Raw genomic sequence first — 21,357 nt, 5'->3', positions numbered from 1 at the left:
CACAATCGGGGAACGCTTTATTTTGCTCTAATTCTTTGCAAAACAGTAATGCCTAACAGCAAAATGATACCCCCTGTCGTGGCATAAATCACCCTAGGAGTCATACCTTGCAGTTTCATTGCTAGCCAGTTAGACACTAAGGTAATGCCCCAAAGGATAAGGGCAACATAGCGCTGAGAGAAACCAAAGGCTAGCAAGCGGTGATGTAAGTGGTCTTTACCTGGGGTAGTTAGAGGGTTTTTACCATTGATCAACCGTCGCACAAATACCTGAGTAGTATCTAGGACTGGCAATAGCAAAAATACTACTGGGGGGACTAGGGCAAATACCGTAGTCACTTTCAAAGACCCTAAAATGCTGCTGGCAGCTAGTACATAGCCGAAAAAGTACGCACCTGCATCTCCCATAATAATGTGGGAAGGATGGAAGTTATGGCGCAAAAATCCCAGAGCTGACCCCCCTAGGGCTGCCAGAAGCAACGTTGCTGCGGCACGACTGGGAAACTGAGCTGAAACCGCTAACAGGCTCATAGCAGTAATAAAGCTGACCCCTGCCGCTAAACCATCCATCCCATCCATAAGGTTAATGGCATTAGTAATACCCACAACCCATAGAACCGTAAGTAACATGGAGAGTTGGACATCAATCGGAGTACCGAAGGTAGCTTTAATCCCGGCACCACTAGCCACTAACAGCAGGGCAGCAATAATTTGAACCGACAAGCGTACATAGGCAGGCAAACCAAATTGATCATCAATAAAGCCTACCAGTACCAGAACCGAGCCCCCTAGGAGAATAGTCAGCACTTGAGCTAACACCCCTTCGATGACAATCGGTCTAAGGAGGGTAGCTAGTACCAGGGCAGCTACCACTCCGGTATAGATAGCTAAGCCTCCTGCATTGGGTAAGGGTTCTTGGTTAAGCCGCCGGGCATTGGGTTGGTCAGCCCAACCAACCTCTAGAGCAAACGAGCGTAAAGTTGGCATCAAGCATCTAGTCACTGCCCATGCCAATCCGAAAGTTAATATGACTGCCAGCCAGCCACTTCCCCTAGGGTTGGCAATTCCGAGGGACTGTAGGAAGCCGTACACATCTATCTCCCAAGTCACGTCCAGACTGCAAAATTGTAATCGCTATGGATAATATTAAGCTCATCTTGTAAATAAGGTACATGGGTAGAAGCACATCAGCAGGAAAAAGCGATTACCACTTAGGGATTAGGGGTTTGGATTTTCCCCCTGAACTAACTCAATGTACTGACTATCGATCAGAAATGCTCCTCTAGAAAAGCGAACACCCCAGTATCCTCCTGGACGTCGGTCGAGGATTACTCCCTCTTCCCCAACTTTAATCACATCAGGAGGTCGCAGCATTGGCATTGGTTCAGCAGTTTTGACGTAGCGTGGTAATGTAATTACTCTTACGCGATCGCCAACGTTAAAGTCTTGAGACATTGGTCAGTCAAAAAAGGTTATGGGGTTGAAGGTTGAAGGTTGAAGGTTGAAGGTTAACAGGTTGTTCGCGTAGCGTGGCCTTTGGCCAAGGTTATGGGGTTTAAGGTTATGGGGTTTAAGGTTGTTCGCGAAGCGTGGCCAATAGGCCAAGGTTATGGGGTTTAAGGTTGTTCGCGAAGCGTGGCCAATAGGCCAAGGTTATGGGGTTGTTCGCCTTTGGCGTTCAGTGTAGGGTAGGTTCTTGGGTTGAATGTTGTTCTTGCCCAGGGGTCCCTTGTAGTATAGGTTGGAAGTTGTCTGGATTAACCTTAAACCTTCAACCTTCAACCTTCAACCTTCAACCTGTTAACCTTCAACCTGTTAACCTTCAACCTGTTAACCTTCAACCGGCCAACCCTAGGGTGCTTGCCAAATACGCTGGTGGTATTTTTCCAAATCTTGATAGGGATCTGGGGTATTGTGATTAGGCTGGTGAGAGTGGTGCTGGTGATGGTCATGCCCGTGGTGATGGTGGTGGGAGTGTCCGTTGTCAGCACCATTATCAATGGCTGCTAACCGGAACTTACACATCTCACAATTCATCTGCACTTGCCCCAACTGAGCCTCGATTTCTCGGTCCCTGAGCACAGATAGCAGCTGAGGTTGAATCCCCATTTCTGGTAAACAGGTCAAGGGAACCTCTGGATAAAGTTTCTGCTGCTGAGCTGTGATCTCAAAAATCTTTTTTACTAAAGCCCCGGTAAATAGGAAGTAAGGAAGTACTATAATATGCTTAGGTTGGTAGAGTCGGGCGCGACGGAACCCTTCTTCTAACCGAGGATGGGTAATGCCAATAAAGCAGGTTTCCACAGTTTTATAGCCACTGCCTTCCCAGAGCATGCGAGCCATTTTGTAGACATCACCATTAGCATCAGGGTCACTAGACCCACGACCAACAAATAGAAGTACTGTGTCCTTTCTTAAGGCTAGAGGTTGTTTTGTGGAAGGTTCTAGATTAGAAGCTTCACCCTTCAACTGGCTAACGGCTAACTCTGGTTGGGGTTGGTCAAGTTTGGCAAGCCGTTGCCGCCATAAATCCAGAATTCCAGTGGTAATTCCAAAATGACGCCCGTAGTGAAACTTGACTTGGGGATATTTTGCCCTTGCCCGGTCTAACTCGTTAGTAACATCAAATTTATTGTGACGAGCTGCAAACAGTAAAATCGGTAATACAGTGAGTTCTGTATAACCCTGCTGGACACAACTCTCTACTCCCTCTTGAATAGTTGGACCTGTTAGTTCTAAAAAACAAGGCACTACTGGTCGAGAATGGTTCAAGGTTTGATAGGTCTGGGCAAAATCAAGGAAAGTCTGACGCCCATCGGGGTCTCTAGTGCCGTGACCAACCATTAATAACGGGCGTTTTAGTGGTAGGGGAGATAGGGACAATGACTCAGCGGTGACATCGATCTTCATACTTCATCCTTGATCATTCATAGGTCATACTTCTACGTCATACTTACATAGTTAACTAACTTATTAAATACTTAATTTCCTCAAGGGCATTTTACTGGTAGGGAAGGTAAGGACAATAACTCAGGGGTAGCATCGATCTTGCTCCTGAATACTTCTATTATTAATACCTCATTTGTTTAAGGGCTTAATCTCTTGATTACCGACCCTTTCCCCAGAAGGGAAGGAGATATGGTTGGGTTGGGCAGAGTCTTCTGCATTCTTTGGTAATTGGTTTTCTGTGCTTTGACACTCCCCGTCCTAGAAGAACGGGGATTCTTACTTCAATGAGCCGACTTGCTCAACCAGACCGGAATCAGGAAGAGTAGAGGCCGATTCTCCATAAGCGTTTTGGGAGACCCGAACGCGCCCCGCGTGGCCTACGGCCTCCGCTGCGCGAACGGATCTAAGATCCAGGTTCCTGTATGCCCTACAGTACCCAAGGCTATTTTTAGAATATTGATAGCTGCATTATGGTCGCGATCCAACACACACCCGCATAAACATGCATGAGTTCTAGTAGATAGCGATTTTTTGACAACTTCACCGCAGTTTGAGCAATTTTGGCTAGTATAGGCAGGATTAACTGCTACAGTTTCCCTGCCAAACTTTTGTCCGAAATACTCTAACCATTTTCTAAATTGATACCAACCTGCATCATTAATAGATTTGGCAAGACAATGATTTTTTACAAAATTTCTCACTCTTAAATCTTCGTAAGCGACCACGTCGTTAGAGTGGATTACGCAACGCGCGAGTCTCTTGGCATGTTCTTCACGTTGCCTACTTATATTAAGGTGTGTCCTGCCTAATCTATTAATGGCTTTTCTTCGGTTAGCTGAGCCTTTCTTTTTACGAGAAACTCGGCGTTGATAAAATTTCAACCGTTTCTCGCCCTTACGATAAAATCTTGGATTTGGTTCTGTGTTTCCCTTTGAATCGGTGTAGAATTCTTGTAAACCCACATCAATTCCCACATTTGTATGGGACGGTTCTAGAGATTCTTTAATCTCAACTTTTACACAAAATTGAACATAATAGCCATCTGCGCGACGAACCAACCTAACTCGTTTAATCAAATTTTGGTCGTAACGCCATAACTCCCAGGTTCCCTTAAGCTTTAGTTTCCCGATACCTTTTTTGTCTAAGAATTTTATAGACTTGGTATCAGGTGAAAGTTTCCAGCCTGATGTCTTATACTCAACTGACCGAGAAAACTTTTTAAACTTGGGATAACCCTTTTTGCCAGGGACTTGTTTTTTACACTTATCGTAAAACCTAGAAATTGAACTATAAGCTCTTTCCACCGAAGCTTGACAGGCATGAGAGTTTAAGTCTTTGACAAAAGGATATTCAGCTCTGATCCACGTGTTATAGCGATACAGGTCTTTTTGTCCTATACCTTTGTTGTCCATCCAGTAACGGATGCACTTATTTCGTACAAACTGACCAGTCCGTATCGCCTCATCAATGGCGGCATATTGAGTTTTATTCCCTTTGACCTTAAATTCTAAGACAATCATTTTGACGTGGAATAACTCTACGTAATATTATAGCACAAAAAAAAGCCGTCCATTGTTCGCGCAGCGTGGCCTACGGCCAAGTTACCTTAGATAGTGGAGCCTTTATGGTCGGCAGGCTATGGGGAAAAGGGTTAAAACTTATTGAATAAGGCTCCACTATCTAAGGTTTCTATCCAGCGAAGGACGGGGCTTGAGACCCAAATTTTTGGTCAAGTTATCAGGCAATCGCCCTATCTGATGTCCGTCTCAAATGGTATTCTTTAGCGGAAATCAACAATTCTCCGTATATAGCTCAGACTATATTACCCCAACTAGTGCGTCGGATGCGACAGACAGAGATCCTGTTAGCAATCTCGGGTCAGCGCCGGGTTGAGGTACGCCTACAACATTTACTATTGCTATTAAAACGGGAAGTTGGTGAGCCAGTACCAGAAGGTATTCGGATCGGAATGCGTCTTACTCATCAGGATTTAGCCAATGCAATTGGAACGACGCGGGTTACAATTACCCGACTGCTCAGCAAGTTCAAGCATGAGCTGATGGGCGGCAGCCCCGCGCTGTACCCGATAGGGTCAGCGTCGGGAAGGATAGCCCGACAATGAAGCGAAGCGGAATTGTCAATCAGGAGTATTTTGCTTTTCGACGTAAATCTTTAACTGGGATACGGTAACACCTCCACAGCTAGCGATAAAATAAGACTCATTCCAAAGTACAGCCTTCTTATAAGTATCAAAAAGTTCTGGGAATTCAGATCTAAGCCTCCTACTTGTGACAGATTTAATATTGCCGATAAATTTAGGAAGTTCCAACTGGGGATAGTACTGAAACAGAAGATGTATATGATCTGTTTCTCCATTGGCTTCAATCATCTTGCAGTCCCATTTATTGCAAAGCTCCCACAATAGTTCCTGTAGTCGTCCAATCATCTCTTTGGTAAAGACTTTTCGTCTGTATTTTGTGGTCAAAACCAGGTGAGCCTTCATATCTGACACGGCTCGACCACTAGAAACAAAATCATTTTTCATAATTTTCGGATGGGAGTGCTATAATCAGTGTATACTAATATGGTAACGTTGATTATAGACACCATGCGCTCTGCCTATCAGTACAGATTACGCTTAACAAAGACTCAGGTCACCGAAATAGAAAGGTGGCTAGAGATGTTGCGTTATCAGTACAACTATCTACTGGCAGATCGTTTTCGTTGGTACGAGCAAAATCGCTGTTCGATTAATGCTTGCCCGCTTGTCTGTTATTTACCAGAACTTAGAGACAATCCCGACTACTTCTCACAAAAGCGAACTTTACCTCAATTAAAGAGTGATAGACCCTGGTATGGGGAAATCCATGCTCATGTGTTACAGGATTGTGTCAAGAGAGTAGATCTAGCTTTTAAGCGATTTATCAAGGGCGATTACAAAGGAAAGAGAAGTGGAAGACCTCGGTTTAAAAGTAAAGGTCGGTACCGTTCTTTGACTTTTCCATCTCTTGGAAAAAATCCCATCAAGGGTAATCTTTTAAAACTACCCAAGTTTGGCTGGGTCAAGATGATCTACCACAGACCAATCCCTGACGGCTTTAAAATCAAAACCGCTACCATAACCCGCAAAGCCGACGGGTACTATGTCACACTGTCGATCCAAGATGATACTGTCCCCGAAATTATTCCGGCAGCTGAAGTATCTAACCCGATCGGGATTGACATGGGTCTTAAGTCGTTTTTGATCAGGTCTGATGGTTCATCAGTTGAAATCCCTCAATATTACCGGAAGGCTCAAAAACGATTAAAAAAAATCCAAAAAGCTGTTAGCCGATCCAAGAAAGGCAGCAACAACAGAAAGAAGACTGTAACTAAGCTCGGCAAAGCTCATAAAAAAGTAGCTGACACCAGAAAAGATTTTCATTTTAAGACAGCTAAAAACCTGCTAGACAGCCACGACCTAGTAGCTCACGAGAAACTAAATATCAAAGGTCTAGCTAGGACTAGAATGGCTAAATCAGTTCTTGATGCTGGATGGGGTCAATTTCTGTCAATCCTTGCAACCAAAGCCGTTCGCGTAGCGTGGCCTACGGCCATAAATGCTGGGTTGTTAACGGTCGCGGTAAATCCTAGGAACACCAGCCAGAACTGCTCCAATTGTGGCAAAAAAGTACCTAAAAAATTGATTGACCGCATTCATTCTTGTCCTCACTGTGGGTACACAGAAGACAGAGACATTAACGCGGCCAAGAATATCTTAAATTTGGCGGTGGGGCATCCCGTCAGAAGTAAAGCTTGCCGAGCAACCGTTCGCGTAGCGTCGGGCAAAGCCCGATAGGAATACCTGGTGTTGGCAAGAAGCCCGCGTTGTCCCGTTAGGGCAACGTCGGGAGTATGTCACGGAGCCATTACTGTTGATAGTGTTCGCCACATTATCCTAAAGCACGACAGCTTTACAAATGTAGCGGATTGGTGATAGGATTCTCAGACTAACAGATATCTTGGGCTGAAACCAGAAAAGCGCGCCATAAAGTTCGCTATTCGGCTTATCTTTAGTTGCAGCCCCGATTAATTCCCCAAACCTACTCCCTAGGGGAGAGGGTCAATGTGCGCTAGTTCAGCCCATCTATCTGGAATGCTGATCCGTTGTGTTCTTCAGGAGTAAGAGGCCTGTCTCTCGAAGCGATTTCAATTCCACCAGCAAACGGTCAACGACCAGCACGATTGGTCGTAGCGTTACACGGTTGGGGTGCTAATGCTCAAGCTGTGGCATCTCTAGTGCCATCGTTAAACTTGCCCAACACCCAATTTTTAATTCCCGATGCTCCTTTTAGCCACCCTCAGGTAACTGGTGGCAGAATGTGGTACGACTTGGCAAGAGACGACTATCGAGGATTAGAAGAAAGCGAAGAGCGCTTGAACTACTGGCTCAATTCTCTTCAAGGTTTTACAGGTATTCCCCTGTCCTCCACAATTTTGTGTGGCTTTTCTCAAGGTGGGGCAATGGCTCTAGATGTAGGGTTAACCTTACCCCTGGCAGGTTTAGCGTCCTTGAGTGGCTATATGCATCGAACCCCTCAAAAGGTTGATTCATCCTTGCCGTCCATTTTAATTGTCCATGGTAGACAAGATACGGTTGTTCCTTTAAGTGCTGCTCACCGGTTACGAGATTATTTGCTCAACTCGGGAGCAGCAGTGCAGTACAGAGAATTAGATATGGGTCATGAGATTTCATTAGAGCTTTTAGAATTGCTCCGGGAATTTATTTTATTCAATAGATAGTCAACAGAGATCGTCAATATCCTAACTTCTCTGGAATACCTTTAAACTAGAAATAACATTATTCCCTCTTTGGTCTGATCAGTAATTTAGAGGCACAATAGTGGTGCTCAAACCATAACTACTGAGTAATTTCAGCACCCGATCAATATTTTCGAGGGTTGTGAACAATCCGGCTTGCATCACAGTTCTTCCTTCAAAGGAAGTCAGGAAAGAATCGGGAATTAGCGATCGCATTAAATCTTGTTGCTGCTCACTCTCAGCATTTACCAAAATCCGGTAACCCTGACTGGGTAGAGCTGAAGTAGGATTATTCCCTTGAGGTCCCCTTTGTTCCGAGTTTGATTGGGTACTTGTAGAAAACACTGGAATTGAGCTACCTGAATTGGAGCTAGCACTAGTATTTTGATTACTAGTATTTTGATTAACCGGTGTAGTGATCTGACTAGACATTGACATCATAACGTTAACGTCCTCAGTCGAGGCTGCTGCCGGTGTTGGTTTTGACCTGTCACTTGACCCATCAATCACTTCCTGTGACGGTGAAGCTGGAGTAAAACTGCTAGAATCCTCTCCTGGTTTGGCTGGAGATGTTGGTTCCTCAAAAGATGACTGCTCCTGATTTTGAATAACTTTCAGAGTCAGGGGTGTCAGGGGTTCAGAATGTGAACGTTGAGTCCTAGCATCAGAAGGCTGTTGGGTTTCAGAGGTTTGCTGACTCTCAGTTTGGGACCTTGCTGCTGCTCTAGAAGATTCAGTACTTGCAGAATTATCTAGTGCTGTGTCTTTGCCGATATTATCAGTCGAGGTAGATGGCTGAGACTCCAAACTCGATGGAACAGGAAATGAAGCTGCTGAGACCTGAGCAGATGTCGGTTCCTTTGTAGGTTCCTTCTCGGCAGGTGGTTGGGATGGGACGACTTGGCTGGGGGTAGTGGGATTCTCCTGAGAATTAGGTGTAGTCTTCTGTGAGTGATTAGAGTTTTCTGCCATGACAACGGCTTGGTTGTCAGAAGCATCAGGTGTACTAGCTGGTTTACTAACAGCTGGTTTACTAACAGCTGGTGTTTCAACCTCCGACTCTTGAATGATATCGTTTTCAGTTTCCCCTGAATTAACCTCACTGTTAGTTTCCTCTTCTAGCTGATTACCAAAAGCGATCACAGTAGGCTCAGAGTCCTGATTGTTAATATCAAACCGCCCATTCCCTCGAAATATATTGTTTAATTTATTGTTTAATGTATTGTTTGTTGATTCTGTTGAATTTCCCCAATCCGGATTAGCTCCCACCTTGAGGACTAATCCATCCAGTTGGGAATTTTCAATCAGGTTATTCTGGAAAAATGGTTGAGCATTGGTTTCAACCACTACCCCATTTTTATTGCCAGTGATGCGATTATTAACGATATGGGGTGCAACGTTTTCGGCAATCAGAATTCCTAAGTCATTATTTTCAAATACATTGTCATCCACTTGAGTGTTTGAGGTTCCGTAAATGCTGAGCCCATTTCCTTTATTCTTGTAGAAGTAGTTACTGCGAATTGTTGGTGTACTATTTCCCTCCACAGCAATCCCGCTTTTGCTATTCCCAGTTAAGGTATTGTCTTCCACTAAAACCGAACCGACTTCCAGCCACAAACCATAACCTTCTGGATTAGTATTGTTAAGGGTTACGCCAGAAATAATTGTTTGGTCAGCACCTACGATTAGGACATCGTGACTAGCAGCCGTGGCACTAACAAAGGTACCACCGCCGCGAATCACCACATCGTGACCTCTAGTGCGGGGGTTGCCCTGTAGCTTGATACCGGGTTTCAGAAGTAGGGGGAAGGTTTCACCCATTTCACTGCTGTAGATACCCCTAGAGAGTACAATCACAGTATTGGTCTGGGCAGCTTGTAGCGCCTGAGTGATAGTTTTCAACGGTGAATCCTGGGTGCCATCACCACTACTGTCGTTTCCGGTAACTGGGTTTACAAACAAAAATTTGCTTTCTATGGTATAATCCATTTTGATTCCCCGATCATCCTGAGTTGATTGGGCTAAAGCTGTGGTTCCTCCTAATCCTAGTGGCACCATTTTTGAAGGGATAACTTGGCTGAAGATGCTAAAGGTTAATCCCAGCAAAATCGTTGTTACTGGTAACCCAAGATCAAAGGGTCTAGGCTGATGTTGGTGATGTTGGTGATGGCAGTGGGAATGATTGGCCTTCTGCCACGCTACGGGATTGGCCTTGGGCCACGCTAAGCGAAGGTAAATAGTTAATTCTATAGTGTTAATTATGATCAAACTCATGGCTGTTCTCCTTTAGTCCAATGTTCATGGAATTTGACATAACAGTTGAGTTGAATGTCAAGCTTGATCGTATCCATAAACTAGGATAGTTGTAATCTATTTGTAATCATTTATCACTTGAAATGTGTCCGTTGCTAAAGGTTACTGACCACAGAAACAAGCTTTCCATCCACTGTTAGGATAGATAATAATGGAGTAGTTAGTAATGGAAGAGCAAGACAGCGGCATTATGGTTCAAAAAGCGGCGATTTGCCGAATTTTGGATGCAAATTTAGACCGAGCTAGAGAAGGCTTGCGAATTATTGAGGAGTGGTGCCGCTTTGGTCTCAACAGCGCCCAGATGGCTGGGGAGTGCAAGGAAATGCGCCAGGAATTAGCCCGTTGGCACAGCTCGGAAATCAGGATCTTCCGAGATACCTCAGGAGATCCAGGGACTGGACTAACTCATCCCCAGGAAGAACGACGTTCCAGCATTCAGCAGCTTTTACAGGCTAATTTGTGTCGGGTGCAAGAAGCACTACGGGTGTTGGAAGAATATGGTAAGCTATACGATGCTCAGATGGGGATCGCCTTTAAGCAGATGCGCTATCGGGTTTACAGCCTAGAAAGCAATTTACTGGGATATCAGCGTCATCAGTTGCTAGAGCGATCGCATCTCTACTTGATTACATCCTTGTCAGACCAGTGGTTTGCCAAGGTAGAGGCTGCCCTCCAAGGTGGACTAACCTTGGTACAGTACCGGGAAAAACAAGCAGATGATGGGGACAAACTAGCTGATGCTCAGAAATTGTGCCAGCTGTGCCATCACTATGGTGCTTTGTTTATTATGAATGACCGGGTAGATTTAGCTCTGGCAGTGGAGGCTGATGGAGTTCATATCGGACAACAGGATGTACCAATTTCCTTAGCACGGCAGCTACTCGGCTCCCAGCGTATCATTGGTTGCTCGACTACTAACCCTGATGAACTACACCGGGCAATTGCTGAAGGAGCAGATTATATTGGTGTTGGACCGGTCTATGAAACCCCTACTAAACCGAGTAAGCCAGCTGCTGGTTTGGATTATGTCAAGTATGCTAAAGAGCATGCTACAATTCCATGGTTTGCAATTGGGGGAATTGATCCAAACAATTTAAACTATGTCTTGGATGCCGGAGCTCAACGAGTGGCGGTTGTCCGGGGAATCATGGAGGCGGAACAACCAACTCTAGTGACTCAATATTTTCTGTCCCAGCTCAAACGAGAGCACACTCTTCGATCTCTTGAAGCTGGGGTTTCTAAACCCTAATGTCATCAAACTTGATAATAGTTGGACGTGTTAGGTATTTAGTAATGGTGACTAATTTTTAACAGCTTGGTGGTGAATATTCATTGATGATTTCTAACAACACAACTCAAATTACCCTTGAAGTTAATGGTGAATCCCGTACCTGCTCTTGTGACACTAAACTACCCCAGCTATTAGAACAGCTAGGCTTAAATCCGCGCCTGGTGGCAGTAGAATATAATGGTGAAATTCTCCATCGGCAGTTTTGGAACCAGACTCAAATGCAGGAGGGAGACCAGCTGGAAATTGTCACAATTGTTGGCGGCGGTTGACTTCAAAGGACCTATTTGACAATGTCCCCATCAATCTTCTTGATCATGGGTATTCAACTGGACTTGATATCACCAAAGCCAAGGTTAAAAGACAGTCAAACACACATTAGCTCAGGAGTTAGACCTAGATTTTTGCACAACTGTCGAATCTCCTGTTCATAGATAGGGTCAAACGCTAGGTTGCTAATAAAACCACAGCTAGGACAGAACCCTAATTTGATATCTCCCTTAGGACAGTTTTGAGCAGTTTGACGCGATCGCCACAGGAGATTACAGTACACTGGCACCGCCAACATTTCAAAAAACACCTCTAAATCGGCAGAGGCACATACAGGACAGTTGTGGTTAGATAACCTGTTCATTTCAAGTTTTCACTCCATGAGACTAGTACAGGGAAAGTACAAATAATCAGCTATCAGCTGACGGCTGATAGCTGACGGCTGATAGCTTTTAAGGAAACTTGGGTCAGATCACCCTTTCGAGAGTTTTCAGTGTCGGGATCTCACTAGCGATCGCATTACCAATCTCCAAAGAAGCCGTAGCACCAGGAGAGGGAGCGTTACACACATGCATTGCTTTAGGACTATTGACAATTAAAAAATCATCCACCAACTTGCCATCATTTTTTAAGGCTTGAGCTCTGACCCCAGCATGGGTGGGAACTAAGTCATCTGCTTGGATTTCAGGAATCAGCCGTTGCAAACTCTTAACAAAGGCAGCTTTACTGAAGGAGCGGATGATTTCCTGAATTCCTGCGTCTCCATGTTTGACAGCTAGTTTCCAGAAACCGGGATAGGTCATGACCTCCACAAAATCTCGCAGGTCAAAATCAGTCTTTCGATAACCTTCCCGCTTGAAACTGAGTACAGCATTGGGTCCAGCATGGACACTGCCATCAATCATGCGGGTGAAATGAACCCCTAGGAAAGGAAAATTTGGATTAGGAACTGGATAAATTAAGTGCTTGACTAGGTAGCGTTTCTCTGGCTTGAGTTCATAGTACTCACCCCGGAAAGGAACGATTTTAGCTGGAGGCTCAGCATCACCCAACTTAGCAATGCGATCGCTATGTAGTCCAGCACAGTTGATCACAAAGCGAGTGGGATAGTTACCATTGTTGGTTTCCAGCACTAAACCATCCCCAGTTTCCAGGATTTGTTCAACCTTACTATTGAGAAGTAAATCCCCTCCCTGGACACGAACCAGTTCAACGTATTTTTCACAGACCTGCTTGTAGTTTACAATCCCAGTCGAATAAACTCGAATTCCAGCTAAACAACGGACATGGGGTTCAATTTCCTTAACCTCTTCACCAGTAATCTTGGCAATCTCTATACCATTTTCCAAACCCCTTTGGTAAAGACTATCCAGCAATGGTAGTTCTTCTGGTTCAGTTGCTACAATCACTTTGCCACAGATGTCATAATCAATGCCATGCTTTTGGCAGAATGCCACCATCGAGCGGTTTCCTTCGTAACAAAACTTAGCCTTGAAACTCCCTGGTTTGTAGTAGATTCCAGAATGAATCACACCACTGTTATTGCCAGTTTGGTGAGCCGCCCAACTGCTCTCTTTTTCCAGTACCATAATTTTGGCATCTGGATAACGTTGACCCAATGCCATGGCTGTGGATAAGCCAATGATTCCTCCTCCAATAATCGCCAAGTCGTACATGGTTATTTTTATTACTGAAACTATTAATTTTAACTTTAAATGTTGAATGTTGAATGTTCAAAGTTGAATGTTGAATGTTGAATATTAAAAGTTAACCGTATCCCTGAGAAAGGTATAATAATGGAGAATATAGTGTTTTTTTGTATGGTGAGGTACATTTTGAAGCTAAAAATGTTTTCATTGAGACTTATGGTCTACCTCCTTATTGGAGGATAAACCGCTATAAACAATTAATTAATCATCAAAAAAAATTGGTAAGCCTATTCACTTACCATACTTTTTTTTACCATAAAACTTATTGGTATATTTGCCATTTTGGCCTGAAGGGGCGACCAAATAATAAACAATGACAAATGACAAATACTCTTTCCCCCGCAAGAATCCAATCCTTCGGTTATTGCTAAACTTTGCTGGGTGCTTTCTGATGGAAAAATTTTTTCCAAGTCTGTGCAGAAAAAATATAGTTCCCGAGTACACCTAAACAACTCCAGTAAACAATTTATGAGTCATAAGTCTTTAATTTTTGACTTATGACTCATAACTCATGACTAATGACTGATGTTTATAGAGATATAACCTCTGTAGTTACTCCCATCTTATCCAACATTTGCTGAATTTCATAACAATATATGGAATTCATGACAATCACCTGATCAGGTCTGTATTCCTTTAAAAACTCTGGTGCCATAATTTGTTTACCAACGCCAGGGATAAATTTCCCATGACGATGGGGATTAATGTCCACAACGTATTCAATTTTGTCTGTGGTATCAAGAGTGGTTAGAAAAGCCACACACTTGGAACCTGAACCCCAAACTACAACACGCTTGCCTTGAGCATGCATCTGCTCTAAGTGCTGCCTCCAATTCTCCAGCTTCTTGCTAATCTCGTTGGTGAAGTTTTTGACATGCTGAGTAACTTCCTCAAGACTCTCTTCCAGAGGATGTACTTTCTCAGATGGGATGGTGACAGGTCGGGTTTCAATTAACAAATATTGTTCACCATAAGCTCGATACAGGTCAGTAACTTCAAAGCCACAGTTACGGAATAATCGCGCTAGGGATCCAGGGGTGAAATAGGAGCAGTGTTCGTAGTAAATGTCTTCAAAAGCTAAGTCTTTGAGTACTCGTATGGTATCTGGTATCTCAAACACCACAACGGTATTGAGGCGATCGCCAATGGAGCGGCGCACGGTACTAATAAACTCAGCGGTAGGATAAATATGCTCTAGGGTATGGCGACAACAGATAAAATCACCTACATACTCAGCATAGCGCTCTGAGTAATAGTCTTGAATAAAGGTGACCCGGTCAGCGGCTTCACTCTGGACTCGTCCTACTACAGCAGACGGGTCAATACCAACACCACGATTGTTACCTAATTCGCACAGCAGCAAGAGGAAATCTCCTTTGCTACAACCAATCTCTATAATGTCTTTGTTATGAAGGTCGTATTTGTCGATCAGATGATTGGCTAGATCAAGGGCAAACTGATTGAAGGTTGGGGAAAAACTCTGTTGGTCTTCATAATTGGGAGCGTAAGCTGACCACCTGGGATCAAAGGAAACATTAGTGATGAAGCCGCAGTCTTGACAAAACCCCAAAACCACATCACCGCAAGGGAAGTCTAGAGCTGCTTCCTGGGTTGACATCATTAAGCAACTGTGAACTGGTACGTTATGTACTTCATAAAATAGGGACAATCCTTGGTTTCCACAGTTGGGACAAATATGTTCTGATAATGAAATCGGTTGTGTGTGAGCAAAATTTTTGGACAATGCTTGTTGTATCATTTTGAGTGACTCTTTTAGAATTTAAATGTGATGACTTCATAGGATTTGAGTGCCAATCAATATCAATCCCAGATTGAGCGGGTAATTCAGACCATTAAGCACGATATACCAACCCTGTCTTAGCAAGATATTGCCTATAATTTTTATACAAAAAATAGTTAATTTCAAGACCAAATTAGTCGATTTAAAGTAAAATTAAACTATCGAATTATAGTTTAGATACTGAGATTTAACGCTCGGCTATTTTTTAGCACAATTTATTTCGTTCTGCATGATATCTCTCAAACCGATGAAAAGGTGATCACGGCAAATTGGACAGGGGTGCATCTCATATTTGTAAAAAAGTGGCGTAGGGTGCGTTAGGGACGGGCTCGCCAAGACGCAAGCCATAGCAAGTTTTGGGACAGTCCGTCCCGTAACGCACCACCGCGTCAAATAGCAAAAGTGAGATGCACCCATTGGACAGTTCGTGCGTGACACATTCCGGGTACCTTGGAAAGGTCATGTGTTTTTCAATGGCTCTTCTAGCTACCTCCTGACCAAAGATGGTTTTATCACCAATCACCTGGATACCTGGAATCGCAAACCAAGCTAGATTTTTCAGCAGTTTTTCCCCTGTGGTTTACCATAGCTGATTGATGAATTTATTTGGCATTGAAGTTAACGATTCCCCTACTGCGAATGATGCAACATTATCACCCTACCTACTAATTTTTCAATAATGATTAAAGGTACTTGTACATAGAATTGGCATGAGCTGAATGAATTGAGTAATTGCCGGATAGTGGAACCTTATGCGACTTTGAGATTTAAGTATATTTGGTTGTTATTAGGCAAATCGGCTTGGAAATCATAGGTTTTGTTATACTAGGTTAATGGGGTAAAACTAGATTCAGACTTTACCATAAATTTCCAGATTTTAATGCCGTTTATTAATTTAAAATTTTCGATAAAATGGATAAAAATCCTAGAAAAAATCAGGATATTATTCCAGATTTTAACCTTCACAACAAACAACTGGTTCAATCGGATCGGGATGGGTATCTGCCAGCAGTAACAGTGGCAGAATTAGTCTGTGGTGGGCAGGATAACCCAGATACCCCACTCATCCTCAAACAATTAGCTCAATCGGATCAGTATTGGGATGTACGACAAGCAGCAGCCGAAGCATTAGCCCATGGTTGGAAAGATCATCCGGTTACCTTACCTTTACTCAAACAATTGGCTCAATCGGTTCAGAATGGGTATGTGCGACAGGTAGCAGTGCAAGAATTAGCTCGTGGTTGGAAGGGTGAACGTGATATCTTACTTATTCTTAAACAACGAGCTCAATCCGATCAGGATGCCGATGTGCGAATAGCAGCAGTTTCAGGATTAGTCGATGGTTGGCAAGATCATCCGGATACCTTACCCATTCTCAAACAACTGGCTCAATTTGACCACAATTCCGATGTGCGACGAGTAGCAATGGCAAAATTAGTCCATGGTTGGAAAAATCACCACGATACCTTAGCTATTCTCAAACAACTGGCTCAATCAGATCAGTCTTGGCGTGTGCGACAAGCAGCAGTAGCAGAATTAGTCCGTGGTTGGAAAGATGATCCAGATACCTTACCCATCCTCAAACAATTGGCTGAATCGGATCAGGATGCCGCTGTTCGACAAGCAGTAGCTGAAGCATTAGCTCGTGGTTGGAAAGATGATCCAGATACCTTACCCATCCTCAAACAATTGGCTGAATCGGATCAGGATGCCGCTGTTCGACAAGCAGTAGCCGAAGCATTAGCTTCTAGTTGGCAAGATCATCATGATACGTTACCTATTCTCAAACAATTGGCTCAATCGGATCAGGATTTGGCTGTGCGACAAACAGCAGCCGAAGCATTACCTCGTAGTTGTAAAAATCACCCGGATACGTTACCCTTTCTCAAACAATTGGCTCAATCGGATCGGAATGGATATGTGCGGCAAATAGCAGTGCAAGTATTAGCCCGTGGCTGGAAAGATGAAGATGAACCGGATATCCTACTTTTTCTCAAACAACGGGCTAAATCAGATCGGAATTTGGATGTGCGAATAGCAGTGCTGGGAGAATTAGTCCGTGGTTGGAAAGATCACCCAGACACTTTACATTTTCTCCAACAACGAGCTGAATCAGATCCGCATTGCCGTGTGCGAGCAGCAGTTATGACAGAATTAATCTGTGGTTGGAAAAATCAACCTGGGATGTTTGAATTTTTGTGCGTTCGCGCTGTCAATGATCCCTTTTATCGCAAGCAGCGCCGGGAAGAAAACCCTCGGCAAATTGCCCTGACAGCAATCATTGATGACTATCCAAACCATCCCCAAACTCTACTACTATTGCGAGATAGAGCAAAGCATGACTCAGATCAGAAAGTGCAGAAGTTCGCTAAAGAAAAATTGGCAAGTATCCGTACCCTCCCAAACTACCAAAGTTGACTTAAATTATAGCATTTATCAAATAGGTGAGGTATACCAATTTGGGATTTTATGGAATAGTGATGGCTCCCTACTCCCTACTCCCTACTTCCTACTCCCTTACTTGATCGTCAACCGTCAACTCTAAACAATCTTTGGTTGTGGAATCGGAATAATAAATTTCCCTCCTTGTTGTCGATATGCTTCTTGTTGCTGCAAAATTTCATCAGCAAAATTCCAAGCTAGCAGCAACACATAATCGGGTTTATCCTCTAACAGTTTTGATGGTGGAAAAATAGGTAAATGATTAATGCCCATGTAGCGACCATGTTTGAACGGATTTAAATCCACTACATAATCCACCAGGGTTTTATTAATCCCAAAATAACTGAGCAGAGTAGTTGCTTTAGCTGCTGCTCCATAGGCTGCCACCTTTTTACCCTGTTTCTTCAAATCCCAGAGTATATCCAGTAAAGAAAGCTTAATTTCCTGAACACGATTAGCAAAATCACGATAGTAATCAATGCGGTCAACTCCCCGCGCTACTTCTTCTGCTAATAGAGATTTTACGGATTCCTTAACCTGTTCGTTAGGCTCCACAAATAGGCGTAACGAACCCCCATGGATTGGAGTACGTTGGATGTCATTTAGGAATAAACCATGTTTCCTAAACAACCGATCTAAAGCAGTTACTGAAAAATAGCATAAGTGCTGATGGTAGATAGTGTCAAATTCACAGTGATCTACCAAGTCAACCACATAGGGGACTTCAATTACTGCTACACCAGTGTCTTTTAGCAGAACGCCAATCCCTGCTACAAAGCCATTCAGATCTGGCACATGAGCCAAGACATTGTTAGCAAGAAAAACATCAGCTTTCCGTCCTTCAGAGTGTAGCTCTATTGCCAAATCTTTCGTAAAGAATGTACAAAGAGTAGGAATACCTGATTTTTGAGCAGCTTCCGCAGGTCCAGAGGCTGGGTCAATTCCCAGCACCGGAATTCCTTTTTCAACAAAGTTCTTGAGCATATAGCCATCATTACTAGCTGCTTCAATCACTAGACTGTTGCTATTGAGTTGTCTTGACTCAATGATGGCTTTGGCACTATCTCCAAAGTGTTTTAGTAACGATTTTGATACAGAAGAAAAATAGGGGTAGTCTCGACAAAATAGGATTTCCGGGGGGACACTTTCGGTGATTTGGACTAAACCACTGCTAGGAGAAAAAGCCAGATCTAATGGGGCAGTATATTCAGGTTTATATAACTGCTCTTTAGTGAGTAATCCATCAGCTAAGGGGGTGTAACCGAAGGAAATAATTAACTCTAAGTCATCAGTGCTGTTAGCACGGCAAATAGGCATTTTAACTAGTTATATAAATTCTCATAAAAAGTGAACGACATAGTTTTACCTTTTAAGTAAAAAAGTAAAATGCAAAATACAAAATACAATAGTAAAGATGGTTTTAATGGAATCAGAGTAAAAAAAAAATTGACGCCCTTTTGGTAATTGGTAATTGGTAATTAGAGTAGGATTACCGATTAGCGATTACCAATGACCCAACAGCTCCTAAACAGTAATAGGTTGTATTTTAGGAGATGTAGGTAGCTGGGTACGCCAACGCAGGGTTTGATCTAATCTGCTAGTGCTAAGTAATTGTTTGATGTGAGCAATACGCTGATACCTCGGTCCCTCAAACTCTTCCAAGGTTAAGCCTACGGTTTGATAAGCTTGGTAGAGTTCTTGAGCTCCCCGACGGGCATTCCATTGGGGTTTGAATTCGGATAATGTCTGAATGATCCTACTACAATCAACGCGATAACAGCGCTTATCGGGTCCAGCATTTTTAGCGTATTCAATTTCGCAGCCTGGAACTGTTTCTTTGACAATTTCGGCTAACTCTCGAATGCGATAGTTGTCCTCATTCCGTCCCACATTAAACCCTTGATTGTGTACCAGCTCACGAGGTGCTTCCAACACTGCAATAAAAGCTTGAGAAATATCTTCAATATGGACAATGGGACGCCAAGGGGTGCCATCGCTCTTGATATACACTTGACCCGTGGTAAATGCCCAAGCCACCAAGTTATTGAGTACTAAATCAAAGCGCAAACGCGGCGAAACACCGTAAGCCGTAGCATTCCGCAGAAAGGTAGGACTAAAGTTATCGTCCGCTAACTGAGTAACATCTTGCTCGACACGAACTTTAGAAATGCCGTAAGGAGTGACAGGGTTGAAGGATGATTCCTCAGTCAACCAGTCATCACCACCAGCACCATAGTTACTACAGGACGATGAGAAGACGAAGCGCTCAATGCCTGCGGCTTTGGCTAACTTAGCCAAATGAACTGAAGCAGCATGATTAATCTGATAGGTTAAGTCAGGATTCAGATTCCCCAGAGGATCGTTGGAAAGCCCTGCTAAGTGGATTAAAGCATCAAATCCTTCTAGTTCTGTTGCGGTAACGTCACGGATATCTTTTTTTAGCTCTGGAATTTCTCGGATTCCTTCACCAAAGGTACTTTTTTCAAATAAGTCGCTATCAAGACCAAATACATCATACCCTTGAGCTAGTAGCATTGGCACCATCACTGTGCCGATGTAGCCCTTGTGACCAGTTACTAATACTCGCATTATTTTCCTCCCAAATTTTCCAAGGTGCATTGCCACTGTTCCACAGACTTTCTAACCTGCGCTTGTCGCGTAAGGTGTCCATACATTGCCAGAATGAAGTGTGGTGATAGGCCATCAGTTGCCCATCTTTGGCTAGTCGCTCCAGTGGTGCTTTTTCCCACTGGGTGTCATCGCCATCGATATAATCAAAAACTCCGGGTTCTAAAACAAAGAAAGCACCGTTGATCCAGCCTTCTCTGGTTTGAGGCTTTTCAGAGAATTCCGTAATCTGGTTTCCATCTAGGTCTAAGTAACCAAAACGTGCAGGTGGACGTACTGCAGTTAAGGTAGCTAATTTGCCATGGGAGCGATGGAATTCCAGGAGCGCATTTAAATTAACATCAGAAACCCCATCTCCCCAAGTGAGCATAAATGTCTGATTGCCTACGTAGGGAGCGAGCCGTTTAATCCGACCGCCTGTATTGGTGTAAATACCAGTATCAATTAAATCAACTGTCCAATCCGGTGCTACACCACCGTGCTGGATGACTTTGCCATTGTTAAGGTTGACCGTTAAGTTACTATTAAGTGAACTATAGTCCACCATGTATTTTTTAATAACTTCTGCCTTATAACCTAGGGCAATCACAAAATCTTGGAAGCCATAATGGTAATAATGCATCATGATATGCCAGAGGATTGGTCGCCCTCCGATTGCTACCATTGGCTTTGGTTTTGTGTCGGTTTCTTCCGCTAGACGAGTACCGAGACCACCGGCAAGAATTGCTACTTTCATATGACTGTTGAGACCAAAATTACTAACAACAAAATTACTAACAGGTTTTACGTCAACTCAATCATATAGTGGGTGCATCTCATTGTCTTGATGCAGTCGCTCATGGGGGAAACCACGGCAGTTGCTGGGGGAACGGCAGTCGCTCATGGGGGAAACCACGGCAATAGCGAGTGGGGAGGGGCTGTGTGCGGAACACCGCGATTCTCCTTTGGAGACACTACGTGAACGCACCTTGTAAGCCCCGTGGGAACCCCCAAGACCGCGCTGCCTCCCCAAGACCGCGCTGCCTCCCCAAGACCGCACTGCCTCCCCAAGACCGCGCTGCATCGCTTTTGCAGTTTGACCTGGTGGTGCGTTACGGGACGCACTGTCTCAACACTTGCTACAGCTTGCGTTTTGGTGAGCTCGCCCCTAACGCACCC

The 21,357-nt window shown here is 43.8% G+C and carries 19 protein-coding genes and 1 pseudogene; 6 read left to right on the top strand and 14 right to left on the bottom strand.

Annotated features, from left to right (window positions below):
• Positions 1-17: 17 nt before the first annotated feature.
• The 5 genes from BJP37_RS01220 to BJP37_RS01205 all read right to left on the bottom strand — a co-directional run bounded on the left by BJP37_RS01220 (position 18) and on the right by BJP37_RS01205 (position 4,468).
• Positions 18-1,097 carry an MraY family glycosyltransferase gene (locus BJP37_RS01220; RefSeq protein ID WP_070396429.1) on the bottom strand — a complete coding sequence of 360 codons (1,080 nt, stop codon included), beginning with the start codon at positions 1,095-1,097 and terminating at the stop codon, positions 18-20.
• A 120-nt stretch (positions 1,098-1,217) separates the two neighbouring features.
• Entirely contained in the window at positions 1,218-1,454 is a 237-nt protein-coding gene (gene sipA, locus BJP37_RS01215) for a regulatory protein SipA (RefSeq protein ID WP_070390761.1), read from the bottom strand.
• 3 nt (positions 1,455-1,457) lie between these two features.
• A complete protein-coding gene (locus BJP37_RS38160; protein ID WP_158069343.1) occupies positions 1,458-1,604 on the bottom strand; it encodes a hypothetical protein in 147 nt (48 codons plus the stop codon).
• A gap of 246 nt (positions 1,605-1,850) precedes the next feature.
• The gene (locus tag BJP37_RS01210) at positions 1,851-2,909 is read right to left on the bottom strand and encodes a sirohydrochlorin chelatase (RefSeq protein WP_075895842.1); all 1,059 of its coding nucleotides are present in this window, start codon (positions 2,907-2,909) and stop codon (positions 1,851-1,853) included.
• A 416-nt stretch (positions 2,910-3,325) separates the two neighbouring features.
• A complete protein-coding gene (locus BJP37_RS01205; RefSeq protein ID WP_229415148.1) occupies positions 3,326-4,468 on the bottom strand; it encodes an RNA-guided endonuclease InsQ/TnpB family protein in 1,143 nt (380 codons plus the stop codon).
• A 212-nt stretch (positions 4,469-4,680) separates the two neighbouring features.
• On the opposite strand from BJP37_RS01205, the pseudogene BJP37_RS01200 reads away from it, so the two are divergent.
• A pseudogene (locus tag BJP37_RS01200) lies at positions 4,681-5,070 on the top strand (Crp/Fnr family transcriptional regulator); the annotation flags it as partial.
• A 15-nt stretch (positions 5,071-5,085) separates the two neighbouring features.
• Here BJP37_RS01200 and tnpA read toward each other — a convergent pair.
• Positions 5,086-5,493, bottom strand: a complete 408-nt coding sequence (tnpA, locus tag BJP37_RS01195; protein WP_075895840.1) for an IS200/IS605 family transposase — start codon at positions 5,491-5,493, stop codon at positions 5,086-5,088.
• 63 nt (positions 5,494-5,556) lie between these two features.
• Between tnpA and BJP37_RS01190 the strand changes: the two genes are divergently transcribed.
• Both BJP37_RS01190 and BJP37_RS01185 read left to right on the top strand, forming a co-directional pair.
• A complete protein-coding gene (locus tag BJP37_RS01190) occupies positions 5,557-6,786 on the top strand; it encodes an RNA-guided endonuclease InsQ/TnpB family protein (RefSeq protein WP_075895838.1) in 1,230 nt (409 codons plus the stop codon).
• A gap of 332 nt (positions 6,787-7,118) precedes the next feature.
• Positions 7,119-7,730 (top strand): alpha/beta hydrolase, encoded by a 612-nt coding sequence (locus BJP37_RS01185; protein WP_075905640.1) that lies wholly within the window; start codon positions 7,119-7,121, stop codon positions 7,728-7,730.
• A gap of 78 nt (positions 7,731-7,808) precedes the next feature.
• Here BJP37_RS01185 and BJP37_RS01180 read toward each other — a convergent pair whose 3' ends face one another.
• Entirely contained in the window at positions 7,809-10,022 is a 2,214-nt protein-coding gene (locus BJP37_RS01180; RefSeq protein ID WP_075895836.1) for a DUF1565 domain-containing protein, read from the bottom strand.
• 205 nt (positions 10,023-10,227) lie between these two features.
• Between BJP37_RS01180 and BJP37_RS01175 the strand changes: the two genes are divergently transcribed.
• Entirely contained in the window at positions 10,228-11,310 is a 1,083-nt protein-coding gene (locus BJP37_RS01175) for a thiamine phosphate synthase (RefSeq protein ID WP_075895834.1), read from the top strand.
• A gap of 86 nt (positions 11,311-11,396) precedes the next feature.
• Entirely contained in the window at positions 11,397-11,621 is a 225-nt protein-coding gene (gene thiS, locus BJP37_RS01170; protein ID WP_075895832.1) for a sulfur carrier protein ThiS, read from the top strand.
• A gap of 95 nt (positions 11,622-11,716) precedes the next feature.
• On the opposite strand, the gene BJP37_RS01165 is transcribed toward thiS, so the two are convergent.
• From BJP37_RS01165 to BJP37_RS01150, 3 genes are all read right to left on the bottom strand, one after another.
• A complete protein-coding gene (locus tag BJP37_RS01165) occupies positions 11,717-11,983 on the bottom strand; it encodes a hypothetical protein (RefSeq protein ID WP_229415147.1) in 267 nt (88 codons plus the stop codon).
• A 103-nt stretch (positions 11,984-12,086) separates the two neighbouring features.
• A complete protein-coding gene (gene lhgD, locus BJP37_RS01160; protein WP_075895830.1) occupies positions 12,087-13,295 on the bottom strand; it encodes an L-2-hydroxyglutarate dehydrogenase in 1,209 nt (402 codons plus the stop codon).
• Positions 13,296-13,857: 562 nt separating this feature from the next.
• Complete coding sequence (locus BJP37_RS01150) at positions 13,858-15,087, bottom strand: class I SAM-dependent methyltransferase (RefSeq protein WP_075895826.1); 1,230 nt, start codon at positions 15,085-15,087, stop codon at positions 13,858-13,860.
• A gap of 954 nt (positions 15,088-16,041) precedes the next feature.
• On the opposite strand from BJP37_RS01150, the gene BJP37_RS01145 reads away from it, so the two are divergent.
• Positions 16,042-17,547: a HEAT repeat domain-containing protein gene (locus BJP37_RS01145; RefSeq protein WP_075895824.1), complete on the top strand. Its 1,506-nt coding sequence runs from the start codon at positions 16,042-16,044 to the stop codon at positions 17,545-17,547.
• 123 nt (positions 17,548-17,670) lie between these two features.
• Here the strand turns inward: BJP37_RS01145 and BJP37_RS01140 are convergent, their stop codons facing one another.
• The 4 genes from BJP37_RS01140 to BJP37_RS35285 all read right to left on the bottom strand — a co-directional run bounded on the left by BJP37_RS01140 (position 17,671) and on the right by BJP37_RS35285 (position 21,262).
• Entirely contained in the window at positions 17,671-18,888 is a 1,218-nt protein-coding gene (locus tag BJP37_RS01140) for a class I SAM-dependent methyltransferase (RefSeq protein WP_075895822.1), read from the bottom strand.
• Between the two features lie 207 nt (positions 18,889-19,095).
• Complete coding sequence (locus BJP37_RS01135) at positions 19,096-20,160, bottom strand: NAD-dependent epimerase/dehydratase family protein (RefSeq protein WP_075895820.1); 1,065 nt, start codon at positions 20,158-20,160, stop codon at positions 19,096-19,098.
• Positions 20,084-20,935 carry a glucose-1-phosphate cytidylyltransferase gene (rfbF, locus tag BJP37_RS01130; protein WP_075895818.1) on the bottom strand — a complete coding sequence of 284 codons (852 nt, stop codon included), beginning with the start codon at positions 20,933-20,935 and terminating at the stop codon, positions 20,084-20,086. The genes BJP37_RS01135 and rfbF overlap by 77 nt, the downstream gene beginning before the upstream one ends.
• Before the next feature lie 57 nt (positions 20,936-20,992).
• The gene (locus BJP37_RS35285) at positions 20,993-21,262 is read right to left on the bottom strand and encodes a hypothetical protein (RefSeq protein ID WP_143727412.1); all 270 of its coding nucleotides are present in this window, start codon (positions 21,260-21,262) and stop codon (positions 20,993-20,995) included.
• Between the last annotated feature and the right edge of the window lie 95 nt (positions 21,263-21,357).

The organism is Moorena bouillonii PNG (assembly GCF_001942495.1).
Classification (GTDB): Bacteria; Cyanobacteriota; Cyanobacteriia; order Cyanobacteriales; family Coleofasciculaceae; genus Moorena; species Moorena bouillonii.
This window is presented reverse-complemented; position numbering and strand designations above follow the sequence as displayed.

Coding starts and splice junctions, on each gene's coding strand:
- sipA (WP_070390761.1), bottom strand. CDS start 1,454: ATGTCTCAAGACTTTAACGTTGGCGATCGCGTAAGAGTAATTACATTA.
- BJP37_RS01210 (WP_075895842.1), bottom strand. CDS start 2,909: ATGAAGATCGATGTCACCGCTGAGTCATTGTCCCTATCTCCCCTACCA.
- BJP37_RS01205 (WP_229415148.1), bottom strand. CDS start 4,468: ATGATTGTCTTAGAATTTAAGGTCAAAGGGAATAAAACTCAATATGCC.
- tnpA (WP_075895840.1), bottom strand. CDS start 5,493: ATGAAAAATGATTTTGTTTCTAGTGGTCGAGCCGTGTCAGATATGAAG.
- BJP37_RS01190 (WP_075895838.1), top strand. CDS start 5,557: ATGCGCTCTGCCTATCAGTACAGATTACGCTTAACAAAGACTCAGGTC.
- BJP37_RS01180 (WP_075895836.1), bottom strand. CDS start 10,022: ATGAGTTTGATCATAATTAACACTATAGAATTAACTATTTACCTTCGC.
- BJP37_RS01175 (WP_075895834.1), top strand. CDS start 10,228: ATGGAAGAGCAAGACAGCGGCATTATGGTTCAAAAAGCGGCGATTTGC.
- thiS (WP_075895832.1), top strand. CDS start 11,397: ATGATTTCTAACAACACAACTCAAATTACCCTTGAAGTTAATGGTGAA.
- BJP37_RS01165 (WP_229415147.1), bottom strand. CDS start 11,983: ATGAACAGGTTATCTAACCACAACTGTCCTGTATGTGCCTCTGCCGAT.
- lhgD (WP_075895830.1), bottom strand. CDS start 13,295: ATGTACGACTTGGCGATTATTGGAGGAGGAATCATTGGCTTATCCACA.
- BJP37_RS01150 (WP_075895826.1), bottom strand. CDS start 15,087: ATGATACAACAAGCATTGTCCAAAAATTTTGCTCACACACAACCGATT.
- BJP37_RS01145 (WP_075895824.1), top strand. CDS start 16,042: ATGGATAAAAATCCTAGAAAAAATCAGGATATTATTCCAGATTTTAAC.
- BJP37_RS01140 (WP_075895822.1), bottom strand. CDS start 18,888: ATGCCTATTTGCCGTGCTAACAGCACTGATGACTTAGAGTTAATTATT.
- BJP37_RS01135 (WP_075895820.1), bottom strand. CDS start 20,160: ATGCGAGTATTAGTAACTGGTCACAAGGGCTACATCGGCACAGTGATG.
- rfbF (WP_075895818.1), bottom strand. CDS start 20,935: ATGAAAGTAGCAATTCTTGCCGGTGGTCTCGGTACTCGTCTAGCGGAA.
- BJP37_RS35285 (WP_143727412.1), bottom strand. CDS start 21,262: ATGCAGCGCGGTCTTGGGGAGGCAGTGCGGTCTTGGGGAGGCAGCGCG.